This window comes from Leptolyngbya sp. NIES-2104 (assembly GCF_001485215.1).
Classification (GTDB): Bacteria; Cyanobacteriota; Cyanobacteriia; order Leptolyngbyales; family Leptolyngbyaceae; genus Leptolyngbya.
In genome coordinates, this window is record NZ_BBWW01000001.1 from 355,226 (window position 1) to 370,284 (window position 15,059).

The 15,059-nt window shown below is 46.9% G+C and carries 19 protein-coding genes; 6 read left to right on the forward strand and 13 right to left on the reverse strand.

Annotation, left to right across the window (positions count from 1 at the left end):
- The first annotated feature begins 19 nt into the window (after positions 1–19).
- The 3 genes from rseP (at position 20) to rpsN (ending at position 2,161) form a co-directional block, all read left to right on the forward strand.
- Positions 20–1,108 (forward strand): RIP metalloprotease RseP, encoded by a 1,089-nt coding sequence (gene rseP, locus NIES2104_RS01730; protein ID WP_058995167.1) that lies wholly within the window; start codon positions 20–22, stop codon positions 1,106–1,108.
- Complete coding sequence (gene nth, locus NIES2104_RS01735) at positions 1,105–1,782, forward strand: endonuclease III (RefSeq protein WP_058995169.1); 678 nt, start codon at positions 1,105–1,107, stop codon at positions 1,780–1,782. Before rseP ends, nth begins: the two co-directional genes overlap by 4 nt.
- A 76-nt stretch (positions 1,783–1,858) precedes the next feature.
- A complete protein-coding gene (rpsN, locus tag NIES2104_RS01740) occupies positions 1,859–2,161 on the forward strand; it encodes a 30S ribosomal protein S14 (RefSeq protein WP_058995171.1) in 303 nt (100 codons plus the stop codon).
- A 74-nt stretch (positions 2,162–2,235) separates the two neighbouring features.
- Here the strand turns inward: rpsN and NIES2104_RS01745 are convergent, their stop codons facing one another.
- The gene (locus NIES2104_RS01745; protein ID WP_058995172.1) at positions 2,236–2,565 is read right to left on the reverse strand and encodes a hypothetical protein; all 330 of its coding nucleotides are present in this window, start codon (positions 2,563–2,565) and stop codon (positions 2,236–2,238) included.
- Between the two features lie 78 nt (positions 2,566–2,643).
- Between NIES2104_RS01745 and aat the strand changes: the two genes are divergently transcribed.
- Positions 2,644–3,222: a leucyl/phenylalanyl-tRNA--protein transferase gene (gene aat, locus NIES2104_RS01750; protein WP_058995175.1), complete on the forward strand. Its 579-nt coding sequence runs from the start codon at positions 2,644–2,646 to the stop codon at positions 3,220–3,222.
- On the opposite strand, the gene NIES2104_RS01755 is transcribed toward aat, so the two are convergent.
- From NIES2104_RS01755 to NIES2104_RS01795, 10 genes are all read right to left on the reverse strand, one after another.
- Complete coding sequence (locus NIES2104_RS01755; protein WP_058995176.1) at positions 3,219–3,761, reverse strand: Uma2 family endonuclease; 543 nt, start codon at positions 3,759–3,761, stop codon at positions 3,219–3,221. The genes aat and NIES2104_RS01755 overlap by 4 nt on opposite strands.
- 22 nt (positions 3,762–3,783) lie before the next feature.
- The gene (locus NIES2104_RS33245) at positions 3,784–3,909 is read right to left on the reverse strand and encodes a hypothetical protein (protein ID WP_263970884.1); all 126 of its coding nucleotides are present in this window, start codon (positions 3,907–3,909) and stop codon (positions 3,784–3,786) included.
- Positions 3,910–3,924: 15 nt separating this feature from the next.
- Positions 3,925–4,719, reverse strand: a complete 795-nt coding sequence (locus NIES2104_RS01760) for an Rpn family recombination-promoting nuclease/putative transposase (RefSeq protein ID WP_058995178.1) — start codon at positions 4,717–4,719, stop codon at positions 3,925–3,927.
- 66 nt (positions 4,720–4,785) lie between these two features.
- On the reverse strand, positions 4,786–5,238 hold the full coding sequence (locus NIES2104_RS33745) for a GUN4 domain-containing protein (RefSeq protein WP_072218010.1): 453 nt from the start codon (positions 5,236–5,238) through the stop codon (positions 4,786–4,788).
- Complete coding sequence (locus tag NIES2104_RS32605) at positions 5,165–6,499, reverse strand: caspase family protein (protein WP_058995181.1); 1,335 nt, start codon at positions 6,497–6,499, stop codon at positions 5,165–5,167. Before NIES2104_RS32605 ends, NIES2104_RS33745 begins: the two co-directional genes overlap by 74 nt.
- Positions 6,499–6,906, reverse strand: coding sequence for a hypothetical protein (locus tag NIES2104_RS01775; RefSeq protein WP_058995183.1), 408 nt, complete (start codon positions 6,904–6,906; stop codon positions 6,499–6,501). The genes NIES2104_RS32605 and NIES2104_RS01775 overlap by 1 nt, the downstream gene beginning before the upstream one ends.
- A 176-nt stretch (positions 6,907–7,082) precedes the next feature.
- Positions 7,083–7,895 carry a DUF3598 family protein gene (locus tag NIES2104_RS01780; protein ID WP_058995186.1) on the reverse strand — a complete coding sequence of 271 codons (813 nt, stop codon included), beginning with the start codon at positions 7,893–7,895 and terminating at the stop codon, positions 7,083–7,085.
- Positions 7,892–10,129 (reverse strand): glycoside hydrolase family 65 protein, encoded by a 2,238-nt coding sequence (locus NIES2104_RS01785; protein ID WP_058995188.1) that lies wholly within the window; start codon positions 10,127–10,129, stop codon positions 7,892–7,894. Before NIES2104_RS01785 ends, NIES2104_RS01780 begins: the two co-directional genes overlap by 4 nt.
- Before the next feature lie 262 nt (positions 10,130–10,391).
- Positions 10,392–10,883, reverse strand: a complete 492-nt coding sequence (locus tag NIES2104_RS01790) for an SRPBCC family protein (protein WP_058995191.1) — start codon at positions 10,881–10,883, stop codon at positions 10,392–10,394.
- Positions 10,884–11,093: 210 nt separating this feature from the next.
- Positions 11,094–11,660 carry a hypothetical protein gene (locus NIES2104_RS01795; RefSeq protein ID WP_058995193.1) on the reverse strand — a complete coding sequence of 189 codons (567 nt, stop codon included), beginning with the start codon at positions 11,658–11,660 and terminating at the stop codon, positions 11,094–11,096.
- Between the two features lie 114 nt (positions 11,661–11,774).
- Between NIES2104_RS01795 and NIES2104_RS01800 the strand changes: the two genes are divergently transcribed.
- The gene (locus NIES2104_RS01800; RefSeq protein ID WP_058995194.1) at positions 11,775–12,146 is read left to right on the forward strand and encodes a sulfite exporter TauE/SafE family protein; all 372 of its coding nucleotides are present in this window, start codon (positions 11,775–11,777) and stop codon (positions 12,144–12,146) included.
- On the opposite strand, the gene def is transcribed toward NIES2104_RS01800, so the two are convergent.
- Positions 12,132–12,665: a peptide deformylase gene (def, locus tag NIES2104_RS01805; protein ID WP_058995196.1), complete on the reverse strand. Its 534-nt coding sequence runs from the start codon at positions 12,663–12,665 to the stop codon at positions 12,132–12,134. The genes NIES2104_RS01800 and def overlap by 15 nt on opposite strands.
- 280 nt (positions 12,666–12,945) lie before the next feature.
- Positions 12,946–14,139: an HhoA/HhoB/HtrA family serine endopeptidase gene (locus tag NIES2104_RS01810; RefSeq protein WP_058995198.1), complete on the reverse strand. Its 1,194-nt coding sequence runs from the start codon at positions 14,137–14,139 to the stop codon at positions 12,946–12,948.
- A gap of 529 nt (positions 14,140–14,668) precedes the next feature.
- Between NIES2104_RS01810 and NIES2104_RS01815 the strand changes: the two genes are divergently transcribed.
- Positions 14,669–15,058: an AbrB family transcriptional regulator gene (locus NIES2104_RS01815; RefSeq protein WP_058995200.1), complete on the forward strand. Its 390-nt coding sequence runs from the start codon at positions 14,669–14,671 to the stop codon at positions 15,056–15,058.
- Position 15,059 lies beyond the last annotated feature (1 nt).

Sequence of the window (15,059 nt, forward strand, 5' to 3'; positions counted from 1 at the left end):
GGCTTAAACATTACTGCTTATGTCTGTTCTGGCGGTTATTCTTCTTTTGGCAGTTCTGATCTTCGTGCATGAATTGGGGCATTTCCTAGCAGCGAGGCTTCAGGGCATTTATGCGAATCGATTCTCGATCGGGTTTGGTCCGATTTTGTTTAAATATCAGGGTGAGCAAACCGAGTATGCACTGAGAGCTTTACCGCTCGGTGGCTTCGTCGGATTTCCTGATGATGATCCAGAAAGCACGATCCCGCCAGATGACCCGAATTTGTTGAAAAATCGCCCAGTGCTCGATCGAGCGATCGTCATCAGCGCAGGGGTAATCTCAAACTTAATCTTCGCCTACTTTATTCTCGTCGGGCAGATGGCAGTCGTCGGACTACCTACGATCGACTACAATCCGGGCGTAATTGTCCCCGAAGCGATCGCGCAAGATGTCGCGGCTCAAGCAGGAATCCAAAACGGCGATCTGGTTGTCGCAATTAACGGAAAGCCATTAGGCGCATCCGAAGCGGCGATGAATACTTTGCGACAAACGATCGAAACCAGTCCGGGGATACCTTTGAACTTGTCGATCGAGCGCAAAGGTCAGCCCGTCACCGTGAATCTCACCCCGAAAGATGACAACGGCAGAGGAAAGATCGGCGTTAAATTACAACCGCATTTCAAAGTGCAGCCGAATGGCAAGATCGTGTACTACAAGCATCCGAGTAACCCGATCGGCGTTTTCACGATGGCGGCGAATGAATTTCAGCGGATTGTCGTGCTGACGGTTCAGGGCTTTGGTCAATTGATCAGCAACTTCAGCAACACAGCAAATCAAGTCGCGGGACCTGTCGCGATCGTGGCTACAGGCGCAAAAATCGCTCAAAACGATTTCGCCAGCTTGTTTAATTTCACTGCATTAATCAGTATCAACTTAGCGGTGATCAACATTCTGCCACTTCCCGCGCTCGACGGTGGACAGCTTGCTTTTCTCTTAGTTGAAGGTCTGCGTGGAAAGCCTGTTCCGTCCAAGATCCAAGACGGCGTAATGCAGACCGGATTAATGCTATTACTGGGATTAGGCGTTTTTCTGATCATCCGTGATACGGTGAATCTCATTCCTCAGTGACTACTACTCGACGACTTTCTGCAAAAAAACAACGAGCCTTAGAAATTCTGGTGCGGCTAAAAAAGCTTTATCCTGAAGCGCCCTGCACGTTGGATTATGAAACTCCGGTTCAGTTAATGGTGGCAACGATCCTCGCGGCTCAATGCACCGATGAACGAGTCAATACCGTAACGCCTGCCTTGTTTCGCCGCTTTCCTGATGCGGCAGCACTGGCAGGCGCTGACGTTTCTGAGCTTGAAAACTTAGTGCGATCGACCGGTTTCTACCGCAACAAAGCCAAAAATATCCAGGCTGCCTGTCAACTGATCATGGAAAAATACGGCGGCGAAGTTCCTCGATCGATGGAAGATCTCACCAGTCTCCCCGGAGTCGCCCGCAAAACCGCGAATGTCGTTTCCGCTCACGCTTTCGGAGTCAATCTCGGTGTCACTGTCGATACGCACGTGAAGCGATTAACCTACCGATTAGGCTTAACCAAAAATACCGAGCCTGTGAAAATCGAACGGGATCTGATGAAACTCTTACCGCAACCAGACTGGGAAAACTGGTCGATTCGATTGGTCTATCATGGTCGCGCAGTGTGCAATGCTCGGAGTCCACAGTGCGATCGATGCGTTCTCGCGGATCTTTGCCCCTCTGCCCATCTTGCAGACCCACCCGTCAAGAAAGCCTAAAGGAATCGCATCGAAAGCCGCAGTTTTTGAGTAGAATCAAAAATAGTGTCTTTTATCAAAGGTTCAAAAATCGTTCATGGCTAAAAAGAGCATGGTTGAGCGTGAGAAAAAGCGCGAACGGATGGTTGAGAAGTACGCCGAAAAGCGTACCGCTCTCAAAGAACAGTTTGCCGCTGCTACTTCTCAAGCTGAAAAGCTGGAAATTCACCGTCAGATTCAACAGCTTCCCCGCAACAGTGCAAAAGTGCGGGTACGGAATCGCTGTTGGGCGACGGGTCGTCCAAGAGGCGTGTATCGTGACTTTGGACTGTCACGCCACTGCATCCGTGAAATGGCACACGCAGGATTACTGCCGGGTGTCGTTAAATCGAGCTGGTAAATTTTAGATTGGCGATTTTAGATTTTAGATTTCAAATATGCCAATCTAAAATCTAAAATCCAAAATCTAAAATTCTATTGACCACAACAGCGATCAATGCCCAAGCTATCCATCAGAAGATCGCTTACGGCATTCGCTATCGCAAATTCTCCATAGAAGCTGTCCGAAAAGTCAAACGCTTGCATTTCTGCAATAATCGCGATCACTAGCGATCCCAAATCATTTTCATCTTCCATCCGATGACGTTTAAAGATTTGGGCGGCGCGTTCTGCGATCTTTTGGTTGGCGGGTTCTGGAAGAAACTCTTCATCAAGCCACCGCTGTAATTTTTGCTCAAGCCAAACCGCTTCTTGCTCCGGATGCTTGGAGGGCGGTAACGTAATCGGTGGGATGGGTTCAACCATTGCTTTTCCCCCAACTGACAAGGTTATTCAAACTATATCGTTTCAGTATCCCTGTTACAACGCCCTCGGAGCTACGTTATGCAAATTGATGTGTCTTCGATCCTTGAAGGCTATGCACAAGGCTATTTTTTAATGTCGGATGAGTCAGGTAAAGATTTAGCCTGGTATACGAGTCGCGAACGGACGTTAATTCCTCTAGACGATCGCTTTCGCTATCCAAAATCACTACGACGAGTCCTAAATCAGAATCGATTCACGGTCGCGATCGATAAAGCTTTTATGGAAGTGGTGGAAGGATGCGCCGATCGTGATACGACTTGGATTTCAAATGATTTGAAAGAGATTTATTGGATGCTGCATCAAGCAGGATGGGCGCACAGTTTTGAAGCATGGCAGGGCGATCAGCTTGCAGGTGGGATTCTGGGGCTGGCGTTGCGAGGAGCATTTATCGGGGAATCGATGTTTTTTCGGATTCCGGATGGATCGAAAGTGGCGATGGTAAAACTGGTGGAACATCTGCGATCGCGCAATTTCGTTCTGTTTGATGCTCAGATGATGAACCCGCATTTGGAGCGGTTCGGGGCTTACATCGTTAACAATCGGAACTATAAGGATTTACTGCGGCAGGCATTGGAGCGGGATTGTTCGATCGTTTAATCGAACTGCGGCGACCAGAGATCCTCGACTTTGACTTCCCAGCCAGGTAAGAGATCGGGAACGGTGATTGTGTCGCCGTTGTGAAGCACGATTGCATCTTGCCCACTACGACGGATTTCGACCCATTCTTTTTCTGGATTGATCAAAATTCCAACTCTGGTTCCAAGTTCGAGAAATTGATCAATTTTGTTTCTCAGCTTGGTAATGCTATCGGTCGGCGATTTAACTTCTACTGCTAAATCAGGAGTAACTTCAGCAAAGCTACGAGGACTTCGACGTAACCGCTCTGCTTGAACGAATGAAACATCAGGTGCGCGAGTGTCGGAATTCGGCAGAATGAAACCAGCAGATGAGCCAGTCACGCGCCCTAATCTTCGAGGTCTAACCCAATTTCTCAGTTGAGCTGCAACCTCAGTCGCCACTTCATCCGATTCGTAGCCTGACGGACTCATAACGATAATTTCTCCATTCACTAGCTCCATTCGATAGTCTGGACACTGCGTTTGGAGGGCTTCTAAATCTTTAACGGTGAGTGTCATAAAGCGAGTCCAAAAGGGTTGATTAAGGGGTGGGGAGTTGATCGTATACTTCTGGTTCGACATCAGGCACTTTTGCTAGGACTGCTTCGTATCTTTCTCGGTTGCCTCGCTGTGCTAATTCTTTCAAATAATCAGTTTGATTGGTCATCACACTTCACCCCATCTATTTTTGTGGAACAAACCGTTGAATTGTTTCTACTGAAACTTCAAGATCTTCAGCAATTTGTTCAACGGTTAACCCTCTCTTCAGGAGTTTCGGAACCATTTTGGTTAACGTTTTCTCTTCTCCAGCCTGTTCAGCTTCCTGATATGCACGGGTTTGTTTTAGATCACCAAGTCCCAGCATTTCGCCTACCTCTTGAAAGTTTAGTTTTGGAAATTTGTACACGAATATCGTCTCGATCAATTCTATGAAATTTCGCTGATTTGTCACATCTGTAAGTTCTTGGCGAGTTCGTGCAATTAGCGATCGTCCTTTTGCTGGAGCCTGGTTCTGACTCATTCCGAGCAGTTGTAACATTCCTAGCCCTAATGAGCGATCGCCTACCTCTGGCGGCAACTTGTTCAAATAGATTCGTTGCAGTCTGGGGTTGTTTTCATATTCTGAGTAATGATGTGGGATTCCAGGATCGAAGCGTTTCTCAGTGAAGATGACGACAGCCTTCCAAGGGTTTACAGGTTGATAGTCTTTCAGGTACAGATGAATTTCACCGAAAAAGCGGGCATAGAAGTTTTCGCCTTTTCTGTCTGGGTAGGCTTGCGCTTCGACGAAGTAAATCGGGAATCCGGTTAATCGGAGTGGTGGTAAGAAGATGCCATCGAGTCTGAAACTAGTCTCCTTGATCTCCTGAGAACCAAACGCATAGGTACTGATGCGCGGGTCAGATTCGCCAATCAACTCAAAGAAAGTGTTGGGTGTTGTTTGAAAGATTCTGTAGAAGATAGAGTCTGTTTTCAATCGTCTGTCTCAACCTTCCTAACTTCATGTCGTAGAAAGTAGTGCTGTCAAAAAGGAAATAGAAGGCTAGGACTGGCTCGTGTCATACTTCATAAGCCTCTGTGCGAGAGAAGAGAGTTCTCGCAGTTCTCGCCACCACAGGCGTGAGAGAACACCACAAATAAACATATTTCTGTTGCTATCCATCTCTACAAAATTGAAACGCCTTACTGCCCAACCCCTAAAAGGGAAGTGTCCATTTAAAGAGGAATTTTTAAACAATACATTAGTATTATAACCTGTTGGGCTGACGTCCCAACCCACCCATTCGCAAAATCGCAGAAAGCTCTTCTCCTGGTACTCTCCATTCAATAGATTTCCCGTTTCGACATAAATCTGTTTCTGCACACTGAAGCCAAATCTGCCATCGCTATACTTCACCCAAAGTTGATCAATCGTTCTCAAATCAGCACAAGGGAAGTTCTGAGCATCCTCGAAACCTAGATAATCTTCTACCTGTCGCCCCATCACGGCATACATAACCCGATTCGCGGTCTGCTTCTTCCCATTTTTCCCCTTTCAGCATCTCTCGTAGCGGTGCGTAGTCCATCCCCTTCTCAGATTGCAAGTCATCTTCGGAAAGTTGCTGCACTGGAAGAGATGAGAATGAATTTTCTGCAAGACTCGGCGGGTTCTCATCCTTGATAGTAGGAACAGCGATCGCGGTTCCCAGCGCTTCAACGATCGGTGATTCAATCTCAGAAATATCCTCATCTCGCAAGCGCAACACTATTTGAAGTCGCTGCAATTTCTTTCTGTCAATTTGACTCAATAGATATCGCCGCGACACCGCTTGAGAAAAGACCTCTCGATACTTCGCAATCTTGGCGTTGCGCTGCCGAATCGGTTCTAGCACTTCAAACTCGATCGCTTGTGCCGTTTCAAGATCGATCGCCAACTCCTTCCGCCGTTCATCTAGAAAAGAACGATCGATTAATTCATCGATTTCGCCCTCACTCTCTAAGATCGCTTCGACTACTTTGCGATATGTCAAGGTTGGGCTGGAGATTACCTTTGAGATCGGAAGCAGATAGCCTTCCTTCTTCAGCACAATGATTTGCGGATTCATTGCAGGCGATTCTTCTTGCACCTTGCGACTAGCGAAATCATGCAACTCGCCAACTGTGACCTCGCCATCATTGTCTAAATCTGCTGCGCCCGTGCGAATTCCCTCAATCAGATAGTGCGTGTAAATCGAGAGATCCCCATCTCGTTGCTCAAATGAAGATTGAGTCGAAGTGGAAGAAGTCAGCACTACCCGACCTTCTGCCCCTAAAATCGTCTCTAAATTCACTGAGCCATCGTCTTTCGCCAACAGATCCCCAAATGCCCCACTGAAACAGCAATCGAGAATTACGATCTGTCGCTTTGATTTACTCTCTCGAATGCGATCGCGCACAAACTCCGCCGCAACCGCTGTCGATAGCCTCAACTCATTTTTCTCAATTCGAGAATCACTTGCCGCAAAATAGAGTTTGAAATCTTTCGCTTTGATCCCATGCCCCGAAATGAACAGTAGCGCCAAATCATCTTTTGTATGCGATCGAAACCAAGCCTCGATCTTTTGCAACATCTCAGAATGATTCTGATCGATCAAGGTTTCCACCTTATCAAATCCGCCCATTTCTGGATTTAGCAACACCTCCTCCCAGGCTGCTACATCCTTTGGAGCCGCAGGTAAAGGCTTAAATCCGTCTCCATACTGCTCCGTGCCGATTAATAATGCAACTTTCCTCTCCATTAGTTCTCTGCCTTTACCACTTTCACCTGCAAATTTTTGATCCGCTCGATCGCTTGAATTTGCTGTTCTAGCTGCTTATCGCTCTGATACTTGAACGATATCTTTGTGCCATTTTCATTTTCTTCGTATTGCAGTTCCAAAGTCTTGCCATAAAACAAGCTGCCTAACCAGTCCAGCAACTTCTTGAGATTCTGTAAATTGACTTCTGCTTTGATTATGCCGAGATCAAATCCTGCGAGTCCCGATTTTGATTGTTCAGGAGTCTCCATCGATCGAACTAATTCAGCCGTTTCAGTTAAGTCGCTCATTTCTTGGCTTAATCGAAGCGCGTACTCTTCTAATTCGTTCGGTTCAAGACCTAAGCCAGCTGGGGAAATGTCGATCGCTACGTCCAGAGAGTCAGACATGGGGCAACCGTCTCACGAAATTTTCTACGATTCTAGCGATAGTTTACGCCATTCTGGAAGTAAATTTTTTAGCCGTAGTACTGAGGGCAATTCTGCAATCGTGCAATGAACCTGCAAGTGATTTACCCAAACCGCGATCGCTTAGATCACACAGATCAAAATCGCCCTCAAGGAATTTAGGAGGCGCTTACTTTCCGCTCTGTGACTAAAGTAAGACTGATCCACTCGCCTTTATCGCTGTAGCTCCGAATTAATCGCTGTCGCAGATCGGGCTGTAGCAGCCAGCCGACTTCTAGAACAAACGGCTGACGCAGTTGAATCTCGATCGGACAGTTTGAAGAAGCTCCATCCGGTAACAGTAGAATTTGAATGCCACTATCAAATTTCAAGCTCGATCGCTCAATTCGGGCGATCGTTGTAATCGCTCGACCAAAGTTGAGTTCCTGATATAAACGATCGCCGTCTCGTCGAATCTTCAAAACCGTTGTGTACGAATCCGGCGATCGCCAATCTGGATAAATCGTCGTTGCTTCCCCTCGCCATTCTCCGATCAAATCGTCAACTTGAAGCGGCGGGCGTTCGGACGTTTCTGAACCGGATAGCTTTTCGCGAATCAAAGTGAGTCCGGTGAGCTTACCTTGTTTGTCAAAGAGTTGAACTAATCGGAGTCGTCGATCGCCATTGATTAATCCCAACTCTGCCCCAAACTCCGAGAACGGCGCAAACTGAATCGATCCCTGAGAGAATGCGCCGTTGTCGAACAATAGAGTGTTTCGACCGAGAGAACTGTACTCTAGAACTTTCTCGCCGACGGGTTGGTTTGGTGGAGCTAACCGGACAATTTGACGCATCGTTTGATTGTCATTAAGTCCGGTAAAAGACACGATCGAAGGCACATCTTCTAAGATTTCCCCAGAGGGCGAAAGTCTTGTAAATGAGCCTTCCCACGCGCCCAAGTTCTCTAGCAAACAATCCCATTGAGACTTCATAACGGTGCAAATTCTGTTTGAATCGAGTGTTCGATCGTCTCACAAACCGCACCATTTTGACTCAAATCAAACTCAACCCATTGATTTTGCCAGCACAGACGGAACTTTAATCGTGTCCAGTGTGTAGGCAAATTCGGACAAGCAATTAAGCCAAATTCAGTCATCCGAACTCCGGCAAATCCAAACACGATCGCTTGCCACACTCCACCCGCTGAAGCCGCATGAATTCCTTCAGCAGCATTGCCGCGCACGTCTTCTAAATCGACTAATGCCGATCGCATAAAGTGTTCATACGCTTCATCGACTTTATCGAGATCGCAAGCCAAAATCGCATGAACCGCAGGACCAAGAGACGAACCGTAAACGTGATCGGTTCTTGGCGTGTAATAGTCCCAGTTGGCTTGCAGCACTTTATGATCGAATTGTTGCCGCAGTAAGTAAAGCAGCATCAATACATCCGGCTGCTTGAGAATTTGCCGCTGATTGGTCGGTTCGATTCCGAGAAGGGACTGCATCGAACGCGATCGCGGTTCATAGTCTGCCAAATCCACATCGATCAAATCAAAGAATCCATCACATTGTTCGATCAGATTCGTTTCGGCATCAGGAGAAATCGTGAGATTTTGAGCGATCGCTGTCCAATCAGAAAAGCGATCGGCGTTGAGATCCAATTCCCGCTGTAATCGAATCGCAGTTGAAGGATACGATCGAGCTAACCAATCCCACAGCATAATCGCAGAACTGAGATTCCATTGCGCCATCGCATTTGTGAATGCGTTGTTATTGACATGCTCATGATTCTCATCAGGACCAATCACATCGTTGATCTCGTAGCGTTCTCCGTTCCGCTCGACTCGGCTTGCCCAAAATTTTGCAGTTTCGAGTAAAATTTCTGCGCCATAGTCCCGCATCCATTCATCGTCACCCGTGATTCGCCAGTATTGCCACACGCCATAAGCCACATCAGCAGCAATGTGATACTCGATATCACCGCACCAAATCCGAATCAGTTCACCGTTTGCACCGGGAACCCAGCGAGGGGTAACTTCATCGCCAGTCGCCGCACTTTCCCACGAATACAAAGCGCCTTCGTACCCTAAATCTTTCGCTTTGCGACGTGCTCCCGGTAAGGTGTGATAGCGGTAAGTTAGAAGATTTTTTGCGATCGCAGGTTGCGTCAATGCAAAGAACGGCACGATGAAAATCTCCGTGTCCCAGAATACATGACCGCGATAAGCAAATCCAGAGAGCGTTTTAGCAGGAATGCTGACCCGATCGTCTCTTCGTGGAGCCGCGATCATTAACTGAAAAAGATTGTATCGGATGCTGATTTGAGCTTTGGGGTCGCCTTCGATCGTAATATCTGTATTCTGCCAAGCCATTCCCCACGCGGTAATATGAGCGGCGAATAACGTTGTGTAACTGGGTGCTTTTGCCAATCGTCGAAGTGCAACCGTGAGCGGAAATTCTGTGTCGCGTGAGGTGTAGATCGAAATGATCTTTTCAGCGGTAATGATTTGACCTGGATTGATTTGCGTTGAAGCGGTTAAGGTTGTCGTATTGCTTTCAACATCAAGCGTTTCATTGTCTTTCGTGACCGTGAGTTTCGCCGCTAACCCTAGCTCTAATCCAGAATGCAATGTTTCTGTTGAAAGCCAGATTAAATTCTTTAATCCTCCAGATTTGAGCGTCATCCAATGCGGAATGCTCACTGTGGTCGGATGCGGCTCGAAACCGGACTCGATCGCGATTTTTCCGGTAAAGTCGATCGAGGTAATATGACACCGAATTGCCATCAAATGCTGATCGGCAAAACTACAAAACCGCTCAAATCGAAACTCTAAAGTATGACCGTTGGGACTGCGCCAGCGAATTGATCGCGTTAATAAACCGAGTTTGAGATTGAGGATGCGATCGTATTTCAGAATCTCACCGTGATCCAGTCGAAACGCTTCATCGTCTAATTGAATGATCAAAGGCAACCAATTCGGACAATTGACGAGTTCGGTTGAAACGATCGGCGCATCATCGAAGATTCCATGAATCAATGTAGCGGACTGATCACCTGGAAAACCTTCTTCAAAGCTGCCTCTAGTACAGAGATAACCATTACCGATCGTAAAGACGGTTTCCTGAGCGTGAAGCTTTGCTGGGTCAAATTCTGTTTCGAGAATGTTCCATGCAGTTGCATCAGTCGTACCGTAATCAAGCTGAGACATCGAAGCCGTGGACATAACCAGAAACCCTTGGGAACGTTGGGACAAGTGTTGCAGAGAACGGCGGCGGCGATCCGGTTACGGCTTCAAGATGCAAAGTCATTAAAAGTTGAATTGCACGTCTCCATCCCTCTATAGATAGATTCACGCAATCATTTCAAAAAATACGAGTAAGCGTGAGATTTGATAGAAACTGCAACACTTCTAAATCTTGTCAATAAATCTAAATAAAAAAGCCCACAAAAGCGGGCTAAAGAAACGCGAATGCGATCGTAAATTGCTATTGGTTCGGCGAAATTTCTTGTTTTCCGCCTGTTCCCTCACAGATGCGCTTGATTGATTCCAAAGTTTTACCAATTCCTTCATTCATCGCAGATTCAAAGCTGTGTTGAGGCGATTGCTCTTCCATACGTTGTTTGATTTCTTGAGGTGGCGCGTAGTGAATGTGAACTGTGACTTCGGATTGATCACCTTTTCCATTCACTTTTAACCATCCCCCGTATTCATTTTCACCATCAGAACCCCATTCAATCTTTTGATGTTGGCGATCGACATTGAAATGCCCATCGGCATCATATTCGTGTTCACCTGCATGTCCTTGGGTGCGAATGCGTCCTTCAGATTGCGGTTCTGCATGTGTCACGGTTGGAAGATACTGAGGAACATTGCTGACATCTGAGAGAAATTCAAAAATGCGATCGGCTTGAGCGTTCACCGTGATCGATTGTTCAAAATCTGTGGTTTGGACTGGTCGCTGTTGTGCAGAGGTCATAAGCTTGTGCCGTCCTAGAGTAATGGCATGTTATGACACTCAGGCTAATGATTGTTTCGGGGCAATAGCTCTATCACAAGAGGTAAGCTCTACCTCTGACGAATTAGGGATGAACGGACAAGCATTTACTATCTAAATGGCAGTACGAGACTGGGGTGTATTTTGAAGTCTTCTCGCTGCATTGCTCATCCGCATCAAAGCGATTTGCCATCAATCAGCACAAAGATATTCACTTTGGCGACATCGTTGATCGGCTTGAATCGCTTCATTCAAGTCCTTCAGCGGCAAAATCGTAAAGTGATAATACTTGCGTCCTTGATGGGGTTGCTTAAATTCAGTTGTCACAAAAGCAAATGTTGTCCCGCGATAAAACCGTTTTTCATACTCGGCAAAATTCACTCGTGCAACATATTGCGATCGCACAAAATCCTCCGAAGTTGCACTCCCAAACGTCTGCTGAATCAATCTCACATTTTGTCTTGTGAATCCAGCAAATGGCTTTGTGGCTCCAAATGCGATCGTTTCTTCTATCGATCTTTGACCTTGTCGATCGGGATTCATCGAAAAGACTAACTCACCGTTCGGTAACTTTGCTTGAGCATTGTAAAAGGGCAATCCGCTCAGTTCTCCAATTCCTCGTTTAAGCGGTGAAAAAGCTGAATGATTTGCGATTTTGTTTTTAACGGTTTGGACGGATTCACCGGGTAAAGCATGAGCGGAATTTGCCAAGCTGCAAACAAAGGTGAATGCCAGGATTGGAAGAAGCTGCCGTTTCATGGAGCGTGATGTGAATGAACACAGGATGATACAGTGTGCGATCCCATCAATCCAGACAACACAACCTGATTCGTAACCTGTACTATTCGGAGAAGGTTACATAGGATTTAGATTATGTCAGAGGTATTGATTCAGCTTTTGGTAATCGGGTTAGTTGCAGGTGTGGCAGGCGGAATGTTTGGCATCGGTGGCGGCGCGATTATGGTTCCGGCAATGGTTCTACTGTTGGGAATGGAGCAGAAGTTTGCTACGGGAACATCCGTTGCAGCACAAATTTTACCGATCGGGATTCTGGCAGCGATCGTGTATCAGCGAAGCGGAAATCTTAATTGGAAATATGCGATCGTGATCGCGATCGGGCTTGTGATTGGTAATCTCTTCGGTGCTTTGTTTGCCAATCAGCCGTTTATTAGTGGAGAAACGATGAAAAAACTCTATGGTATGTTTCTCTTCGTGATTGGATTCCGGTATCTATTCTTTCGTTAGGATGATCTTCTGGTATTCTTTTTCGGTGATGAGATCGCGAGTGCTTTCGACTCGATCGACAAACACAACACCATTCAAGTGATCGCATTCGTGCTGAAAAATTCGTGCTACGAAATCGGTCACTTCCATTTTTTGAGGTTTACCAAAGCGATCGAAAAACTCCAGTTCGATCGCTTGATATCTTGGCACGTTTCCCCGAATTCCCGGAATGCTGAGGCACCCTTCCCAGCCTTTCACCGTTTCATCTGAATGTGACAAAATTCGCGGATTGATAATCGGCATCGGTTCCATCATTGGAGCGTTCGGATAACGAAGATTCGGACGCGATGCCACGATCATTAATTGCAGCGATTCCGCCACTTGAGGCGCAGCAATTCCGACCCCGTTCGCTTTTTTGACGGTTGCCAGTAAGTTATCGATTAAGGTTTGAATGCGATCGTCTTGGATGTGTTCAATTGATCGCGCCTTTTCTCTTAGAATCGGATGCCCTAACTCAATGATGTCGAGAATCTCAGCCATATTTGCCTCCTTGAATTCACGTGAATTCGATGAATCCCTTCGATACATTGCTCACCCGCCCCGGAATAGAATTCGGGGCTAATTGTGCGAAGTCCCTTTAGGACTGCAAGCCTTGTGCTGCTTGCTCTTTAGTCCCCTTTAGTGGACTTTGTTTGATTAGCCCCGAATTCTATTCCGGGGCGGGACTGAATCGAAGCGAGGAACTCATCGAATTCACCTTAAATCAAAAAACTCCGAATGACACATCCGGAGTTCGATCGTACTCAATTGCTAACAACAACTACTCGTTACTACCCTGAGCGGTCTGAGTCGGGAACGCTCCCGGTTGAACACTAATCGTGGTCGGTCGTCCATTCCGATTCACCTCAAGCTGAAGATTTCCGCCGACCGAAGCCTGCTCCACCGCTTGTTGAACCTGATCCGCCTTCGTCACGGTTTGACCATTCACTTTCTTGATCACATCACCCGCCCGTAAGCCACTTCTCGCCGCAGGAGAATTCGGCAACACACGGAAAATCACCACACCCTGATCATCCTGCACCCGGAAACCGAGTTGTCGATCGCTGTTAATCTGATCGCGCAACTCTGCGGACAATCCCCGCATCTGAATCCCCAAATACGGATGATCCACACGACCTTTAGAAATCAACTGCTGCGAAATCCGCTGAGCCGTATTGATCGGAACCGCAAATCCTAATCCTTGCGCTCCCCCAATGATCGCCGTATTCATCCCGATCACTTCACCACGCTGATTGAGCAACGGACCGCCAGAGTTTCCGGGGTTAATTGCCGCATCGGTTTGAATGAAGCTCACCCGCTTATCGGGCACTCGAACTTCAGAACTCGATCGACCCGTCGCGCTAATAATTCCCGCTGTCACCGTATTATCCAATCCGAGCGGGTTACCAATCGCGATCGCCCATTCTCCCGGCTTCAACGTGTCCGAATTTCCTAGCGCTACAGTCGGTAGATTATTTCCCTGCACCCGAATCACCGCGACATCAGTGAGCGGATCTTGTCCCACCACTCGACCGCGTAACTCCCGTCCATCTTTCATCGTGACGCTCACGGTATCTGCACCACTGACCACATGAGCATTCGTCAAGATCAAACCATCGGCACTAATAATAAAGCCCGATCCCGTTCCCCGTTCAACCCGACGCTGCGGAGCCGTAGGCACATCCGCGCCAAAGAACTGCCGGAAGAATGGATCATTAAAAATTTCAGGCACTCGTGATTGCACCGTCCGAGAAGCATTAATCCGCACAACCGCAGGACCCACTCGATCGACCGCTGCCGCGATAAAGTTCGGATCAGCGATCGTACCTGTGCGATTGGTCGTTTGTGCGATCGCAGGCGGCGTAATCGGATTCTCAGAGAGTAAACGGTTTCCCGCAAGTGCTGTACCTGCTCCGACCAGAGGCAGCATGAAATAAATTGCAGACTGTTTCCAAGGATTTCGAGATGTCGTCATTGATGTGTACTCTCCATGAATGATGCGTTGCCACCAGACGCAAGATGAGAAGATGAATAAAGATAGATAATCCTAATGTAATCACCACTTATGACGATGGAACGGCATTTTAGTTTCAAATTTGCTTAATTCGATGCCCCGAACTTGTCATTTGAACTTCACGAGGAACACACAGCGTTGACAAGTCCCATTGATAACTTAATTATCACAGGTGAATGAATGGTAAGAGCAGGTTGCTGCTAGAGCGGATATAAGGTTTTTGATCTATTAGGTGTCGATCTAGATGATGCCATCCAGATCGTTCCTATCGCTCGATGCAGAGGATCTGCTTCTTTTTTTATCAATTTAAACAACTGAATCGAATCAGTCAGAAACGAGGCACGATCGCGCTACATTTCCGTGTCAAAAATCTGCAATGCCAGTGTAATATGTATGGGGCGACTGGCAGGAAGCTGAATTCGCTTGATTTAGCGCCTTCTGTAAGTGTTCCAAACTGCAATTGCTGTCCACATCATTTGACTTCGGGTTGATGACTAAAAAGAAAAAGATTGAGCCATTGGTGGGTGAAACCTTGCTGAAAAAGGTGAAGGAACTCGATCATCTCAATAAAGAAGAAAAGGCTAAAGAGTGCGGCTATTACACGGTGACAAAAAACGGTGTAGAGCGTGTGAATATGATGAAATTCCTCAATGCACTCATTGATGCAGAAGGAATTGAGCTAGACGGAAAACAAGGCACAAATGGACGGGGCGGACGTAGCGCCAGTTACCGAATCAGTGTGCAATCGAACGGAAATCTTCTCATTGGGGCAGCGTATACTAAACAAATGGAGTTGAAACCTGGGGACGAATTTGAAATTTCTCTAGGTCGTAAACATATCCATTTGAAACAACTCGATCGAGAAGAGATCTCGGCTTAGT